This window comes from Kitasatospora sp. NPDC057518 (assembly GCF_042802075.1).
Taxonomy (GTDB): domain Bacteria; phylum Actinomycetota; class Actinomycetes; order Streptomycetales; family Streptomycetaceae; genus Kitasatospora.
The window spans coordinates 1-6,473 of the sequence record NZ_JBHVEU010000488.1 but is presented as its reverse complement, the minus strand read 5'-3'; the positions used below and the strand labels follow the sequence as shown (position 1 = coordinate 6,473).

Genomic DNA, 6,473 nt, shown 5'->3' with positions numbered 1-6,473 from the left:
GCGGACACAGCGGTGTCGTCCCCCAGCTCAGCGACCTTCCCCCGGGGCGGTATCATCGCGGGGGGGTACGAAGGGCCGCGCCGGGTGTTCCGGCGCGGCCGTGGGCGGGTCGGCTCGTTCACACCCCATAGGGCGTCGACACCTCGTAACTCATGACGCTTCGTGGGGCGTTGACACCTGGTGGCTCGTCACACCTCGAAGGGCGTGATCGTCTGCTCGGCGCGCCCGTCGAAGACCTGCGCGGTCACCGGGTCGCCGCTGCCCCCGGAGGTGCTGGAAGTCATGGCCCAGCCGGCGGAGTTCACCACGGCCTCGTTCATCACGTCGTACGTCCACTGCTGGGCGGCCGAGCCGTCACACGCGGCGGGTGTGATCTGACCGCCGACGGAGGACGGCGCGGCCAGGCATTCGTTGCCCTCGGCGCTGCGCATGCTGCCGTCGCGGGCGAAGACGAACAGCTGGTTGCCGTTGGGCGATTCGGCGCAGCCGTAGGTGATCACGCCGGTGGCGCCGCCGCGGTCCAGACAGGCGCCGTTGGTGAAGCGCAGGGGCCACCGGGCGGACTGGCCGAGACCGGTCTCGGTGATCAGCGTGCCGTCGTCCTGCTTCTGCTGCCGGACCATGTCCTGGCAGGTGCCGCTGGTCGACGTTCCCGTGTTCTCGGCGGTGAGGGTGCCGCCGTTGCCGGTCATCTTGCCCCACCGGTTCTCGGCGTACGCGTTGTCGTCGCACACGTACCGGGAGTCGTTCCAGTCGAAGTACTCCACCCAGCTGCTCCAACTGTGCTGGATCTTCGAGGAGTTCGGCAGCAGGGCCTCGCCCAGGACGAAGCTGGTGCCGGCGGTCTCGTCGCTCACGGTGACCTTCGCCCAGTGGGTCACGGGGTCGATCTCCACGTGGAAGGCGTAGGTGTCCCCGGTGACGGGACGGCCGTGGTTGACGGTGGTGTTGGAGCACTGCAGGTGCTGACCCTCACCCTCGTTGTTCCAGCAGTGCGAGCCCTCGGTCCCGTCCTTGAACTGGAGGTCCTTGTCGGCCCAGGTCGACCAGAGGAACTGTCCGCTGTTCTGCTTGCCGAGCTGGAAGCCGGTGTAGGAGAGGTTCCCGTCGAAGTTGAACTGGTGCGCCCAGTACACGTCGCCGTCTCCCGGGCTGGTGACCACGGTGTTGCGGAAGTCGACGTCCGTCACGGTGTCGGTGGTGTTGAAGGTCCAGTCCGAATAGGCGCCGGGCGTCTGACCGGTGGCCGCGATACCGGCGGCCGCCGGCAGGGCGGACGGCGTCGGAACGGCCTCGGCCGTCACGGCTCCGGTCCAGATCCCGGAGAGGGAGAGGAGGGCGGCGACGGTCGCCGCCCAGGCGGACGGGCGGGTTCGAGGACGGGCTGGGAATGACACGTGGGGCTCCTTGGGAGAATCGGGAGAAATCGGGCGGTCGAGCATCCACAAGATTTCTCCGGTCGGAGGCGCGCGGCAATCGGAAGCACTACGGAGCGTGACGAATTTCCTGCCGGATCCACCCGAACGCCCTGGTCAGCGGGACGGTCCTGCGGGAGGTCCGGGCAGGGGCGGGCGGCGCGTGGGACGACCAACCGGACGCATCCGGCGACCGCCGTCCGGAGCATGGCCGGGCGGCGCCATGACGGTCAGTCGGGATCGTTTTCGGTCAGGTCCGTCGATGTATCGATCTGGATCTATCAGCGACCTGATCACCGCCGCTAAGGTGCGGCGCATCCCCGCTGTTACACCCTCCCCGCGCCGCACCGACGGCGGGGAGACGACCGATCGGAACGGTGTCGCCGTGACCACGATCCTCCGCAAGCTGATGACCCGTACGGGGAGGGCGGCCGCCACGGTCGCCGTGCTCGCGGCCGCCCTCACCGGCACGACGGCGGCCGGCACGGCCTCCGCGGCCTCCCCAGCCTCGGCGGCCGCCGCAGCCGGCGGCTGGAGCTGCTCCGGGGCACCCGTCCCGGCCGGCTACGTCATCACCATGTACAACGCCGGCGGCTGCAACAACCACGGCTCGTGGTACCAGCGGCCCGCGCAGGACCGCCTCTGGACCTGCTCCGGCTCGCCAATCGTCTCCGGCTACGTGCTGACCAACTACGACTCCCGGGGGTGCAGCGGCGTCGGCGCCTGGTACCACGAGCTGGTCCGCAACGGCGTCTGGACCTGCCCCTACTCGCCGATCCCGGCCGGGTACCGCAGCACCACCTACGACGCGCGCGGCTGCAGCGGCCTCGGCGCCTGGCTCACCGTGAAGATCTGAGCACCGGGAACCGCAGGACGGGACGGCGGTGGGCGACGGCGCGCGCCGAGCACGGGGGCGAACCCGCGCGCCCGCCCGACCGCCGTCCCCTCAGAACCGCAGGTCCATCCGCTGCTCGACCGCGTCGACGCCGAACTTGCGCGCCGGGCGGGAGACGGTGAGCTCGAACCCGGCCGTCGCGTAGAGGTGGTGGGCGGCGCCGAGTCCCTCGACCGTCCAGAGCAGCACGCCCTCGTACGCACGGGCCCGGGCCTCGTCCAGGGCCGTCTCCAGCATCCGGCGGCCCAGCCCCCGGCCCCGGGCGTCCGGGATCGGCTCCAGCCCGCGCGTGCTGCTGTACCTGTTCGGGTCGAAGGAGCAGCTGGTCCGGGAGGTCCTGGCGGTCGGACGGGCCGAGCAACTGGCGCTGCTGGAGCGGTCCGAGGCCGAGGGCGGCAGCGCCCGCGAGACCCTCGACCTGCTCTGGGAGTGGCTGACGCAGCCCGAACACCGAGGGGCGCTGCGGCTGTTCTTCGAGGGGTACGTCCGCGCCTTCGGCCGGCGCGAGCCGTGGCCGGACTTCGGCACCGCCTCGCTGGAGGAGTGGCTGCCACCGCTGGAACGCGTCCTCGACGGCACCCGGGCGAACCCCACCGTGGTGCTCGCCGTCCTCCGCGGCCTGCTGCTGGACCTGCTCGCCGGGGTCGACGACGAGTCCGACAGCTCCGACAGCTCCGACGGGTCCCACGCCCGGCGCGTCCACGCCGCCTGGCACGCCTTCCTCGACGCCGCCCTCGCCTGAGCCCCGGCCCGGGCGACGGATCCCGTCGGCCGACAGATGTCGCGCACCGGCGGATGCCGCGGTCCCGACGGCCGCACCTCCGGCCGGGTCCGTCCCCTGCGCGGACCCGACCGGCAGCCCATGCGGCGCGTACGGGACTGACGCGTACGCCTGTCCCGTGCCGTGGGGATCGAGCCTAGGCAGGGGCGCTTACCGATCGCTTACCAATCACTGACGGCTGCGGCCCTCGACCGGTACGGCCGCGGCAACGACCCCGGCCCGGCCGCTACCGGACGTCGCTCAGCTCCCGCGCCTCCGTGAGCACCCGCGCGGCCGACTCCGGCAGCCCGGCCGCCTCGTAGGCCCGGCCGAGCGCCCGGAGCGCCTCCGCGAGGAAGGAGCGCCAGCCGCGGGCGCGCCACACCAGCACGGACTCCTCCAGGTGGGCGACGGCCGAAGCGTGGTCCCCCGCCGCCAGGTCCAGCTCCCCGAGGATGCCGAGGGCCTGGGCGAGGTGGTGCCCCAGGTCGAAGCGGCGGGCGATGGCCAGCGCGGCCTCGGCCGTCTCCCGGGCGCGGCCGTCGCCGGTGGCCGCGTACAGCGTGGCCAGGTACAGCAGCGAGAACGCCTCCACGTAGCGGTCCTTGAGCGAGCGGGCCATGGCGAGCGAGCGCAGGAGCAGCTCGCCGCCCCGCTCCACCTGGCCGGCCCGGCCGTGGGCGGCTCCCAGGAACTGGATCGCGGTCGCCTCGAAGCGGGTGTTGCCGATCAGCCGCGCCAGCCGCAGCGTCTCGGTGAGGTGCTCGATCGTGCGGTCGAGGTCCGTCTCCCCGTGGGCGATGGCGATGATCTGGTGCGCCCGGGCCTCGCCGCCCGGGTGGTCGTGGGCGGTGGCGAGGTCCAGGGCACGGTGGCCGGCGTCCAGGGCCTCCTCCGCGCGGCCCTGGGCGACCAGGCTCCAGGCCGTCAGGACGAGGGCGTCGGCGGCCCCGCGCTCCTCCCCGACCTCCTCGAACAGGCGCCGCAGGTGCCGCGCCCGCTCCTCCAGGGCGACCATCGTCTGGGCGCCGTCCGCCAGGTCGACGGCCGTGCCGGAGCCGTCGGCCGGGGTGGTCCAGGTCGTCACCTCGATCAGGCCGCGGGTGAGCACGGCGGTGCCCAGGCCGTCACCGGCCGACCGGCAGGCCTGGAGGACGGCCAGGTGGGTGGTGCGCCACTCGTCGTACAGGCCGCGCACGTCGCAGTACTTCTCCTGGCAGGCGGCGAGGTCCCAGGCCACCGGCACCATGCGCAGCGCGGCGGCCTGCCGGGCGCTCGCGTCCAGGGCCGGCTGCTCGGCGTCGAACCAGGCCATCGGGTCGTCCAGCAGCGCCGCCGCGACGCCGGACGGCATCGGGTGGCGCGGCGCGGTGCCGTGGATCGGCGCGAAGCACGGCCCGGGCACCTGGTCGGCCGCCTGCTCGGCCAGCCAGAGCCAGGCGCCGAAGGCCCGTCCGAGCGCGGCGGTGCGGGCGGCCGGCTCGTCCGCGGCCTCGGCGTGCTCGCGCGCGTACAGCCGGACGAGGTCGTGGAAGCGGTAGCGCAGGTGCGGCTCCGTGCCGGTCTCCTGGAGGAGCTGGGCGTCGATCAGCTCCTCCAGCTGGCGCTCGGCCCGCTCCGGCGGGATGCCCGCCACCGCCGCCGCGACCCACGGCGCGAAGTCGGGCGCGTCGAGCAGTCCGAGCAGCCGGAACGTCCGGCGGGTCGGCTCCGGCAGCCGGGCGTAGCCGACGGCGAAGCCGGCCCGTACGGCCAGGTTCCCCGCGGCCAGTTCGTCGAGCCGGCGCCGTTCGTCGCGCAGCAGGTGCGCGAGCCGGGCCAGGGTCCAGCGCGGCCGGGCGGCCAGCCGGGCCCCGGCGATGCGGACGGCCAGCGGCATGCCGCCGCACAGCTCGACGATCTGGGCGGCGGCCACCGGCTCGGCGGCGACCCGGCGGTCCCCGAGGATGCGGCGCAGCAGCGTCCGGGCGTGGGGCGCGTCGAGTTCGTGCAGGTCGACGAGGTGCGAGCCGGGCAGCGCCGTGAGCGCGGCGCGGCTGGTGACCAGGACGGCCGGGCGGTCCGGCCCGTGCCCGGCCGGGTCCGCCGGGGTGCCCGGGAGCAGCGGGCCGATCTGCTGCTCCCCGGCGGCGTTGTCGAGCAGGACGAGCGTGCGGCGGCCGGCCAGCAGCGTGCGGTACAGCGCGGAACGCTCCTCCAGGGAGGCCGGGATCTCCCGGGGGTCCGCGCCCAGGGCGCGCAGGAAGGCGGCGAGGACGCCGGCCGGGTCGGCGGGCGTCTCGTCGGCCCCGCGCAGGTCCGCGTACAGCCGGCCGTCCGGGTAGTCGACGGCGGCGCGGTGGGCGCTGTGGACGGCCAGCGCCGTCTTGCCGATGCCGCCCATCCCGGCGATCACCGGCACCCGGCCGGCCGCCAGGGCGTCCAGGACGAGCCGCACCTGCTCGTCACGACCGGTGAAGTCCGGGATGTCACGCGGGAGTTGGGAAGGCACCCGGGAGCACCCCGGAACGGCTCGGGCATCCTCCCGGTCGTGCGCCAGCAGCGCCAGGAAGACGCCCTGCACCTGCTCGCCCGGCTCGATCCCCAGCTCCTCGGACAGCCGCCGGCGCAGCGCCTGGAAGCGGCGCAACGCCTCCGCCGCCCGCCCGTCCGCCGCCAGCAGCTCCAACAGGGCGGCCTGCACCGGCTCGTCGTACGGGTACTCCTCGGCGAGCGCCGTCAGCGCGGGAACGGCCGTCCGGGCCGCCCCGTCCGCCTGCGCCGCCCGGGCCAGGGCCAGGGCCGTGGCACGCACCTCGTCCTCCACGGCGGCCACCAGCGGGTCCTCCCGGTTCACCCGCTCCAGCCCGGCCAGCACCGGCCCGCGCCGCAACCCGATCGCCCCGGCCACGTCCCCGTCGGCGGCGAACCCGCGGAACCGCCCGAGGTCCACCGCACCCGGCCCGGTCACCAGCCGGTACCCCTGGGCGTCCGACTCCAGCACCACCGACTCGTCCCCGAACCCGCCGAGCCAGCCGCGCAGCCGCGACATCCCGGTGTGCACCGCACCCCGGCCCACCCGGTCCGCCTGCCCCGCCCACACCAGCTCCAGTAGCCGCCCCACCGACAGCCGCTCCCCCTCCGCCAGCAGCAGGACCCCCAACAGCCCCCGCAACACGGCAGCCCGCGGCAACGCCTGCGGCACGGAGTCCACAGCGACCGCCAGAGGCCCCAACAGCCCGAACGTCATCTTCATCCGCTGCATCCGCTTCAGTCCCTCAGAGCCCACGACCGCCCTCGGCCCGCCCACGACCCTAGTACGGACACGGCCCGACCGGCATTCACCAGCCCTCCCCGGACCGGGGCGCCCTACCTCTCACGCGAACGACGAAACGGCAAGGCGTGGCTGCCGGGCCCGTGACTG

The 6,473-nt window shown here is 74.4% G+C and carries 5 protein-coding genes; 2 read left to right on the top strand and 3 right to left on the bottom strand.

Features of this window, described 5'->3' with window-relative positions; all coding sequences use genetic code 11:
- Positions 1 to 188 precede the first annotated feature (188 nt).
- Positions 189 to 1,397 carry an RICIN domain-containing protein gene (locus tag ACFU7Z_RS34000; protein WP_380781788.1) on the bottom strand — a complete coding sequence of 403 codons (1,209 nt, stop codon included), beginning with the start codon at positions 1,395 to 1,397 and terminating at the stop codon, positions 189 to 191.
- Positions 1,398 to 1,800: 403 nt separating this feature from the next.
- On the opposite strand from ACFU7Z_RS34000, the gene ACFU7Z_RS33995 reads away from it, so the two are divergent.
- Entirely contained in the window at positions 1,801 to 2,271 is a 471-nt protein-coding gene (locus ACFU7Z_RS33995) for a hypothetical protein (RefSeq protein ID WP_380781786.1), read from the top strand.
- A 90-nt stretch (positions 2,272 to 2,361) separates the two neighbouring features.
- On the opposite strand, the gene ACFU7Z_RS33990 is transcribed toward ACFU7Z_RS33995, so the two are convergent.
- Positions 2,362 to 2,583, bottom strand: coding sequence for a GNAT family N-acetyltransferase (locus ACFU7Z_RS33990; protein WP_380781790.1), 222 nt, complete (start codon positions 2,581 to 2,583; stop codon positions 2,362 to 2,364).
- Positions 2,584 to 2,599: 16 nt separating this feature from the next.
- Here ACFU7Z_RS33990 and ACFU7Z_RS33985 point away from each other — a divergent pair, with 16 nt between their 5' ends.
- Positions 2,600 to 3,052: a TetR family transcriptional regulator gene (locus ACFU7Z_RS33985; RefSeq protein ID WP_380781792.1), complete on the top strand. Its 453-nt coding sequence runs from the start codon at positions 2,600 to 2,602 to the stop codon at positions 3,050 to 3,052.
- A gap of 265 nt (positions 3,053 to 3,317) precedes the next feature.
- On the opposite strand, the gene ACFU7Z_RS33980 is transcribed toward ACFU7Z_RS33985, so the two are convergent.
- Positions 3,318 to 6,224: a BTAD domain-containing putative transcriptional regulator gene (locus ACFU7Z_RS33980; RefSeq protein ID WP_380781784.1), complete on the bottom strand. Its 2,907-nt coding sequence runs from the start codon at positions 6,222 to 6,224 to the stop codon at positions 3,318 to 3,320.
- Between the last annotated feature and the right edge of the window lie 249 nt (positions 6,225 to 6,473).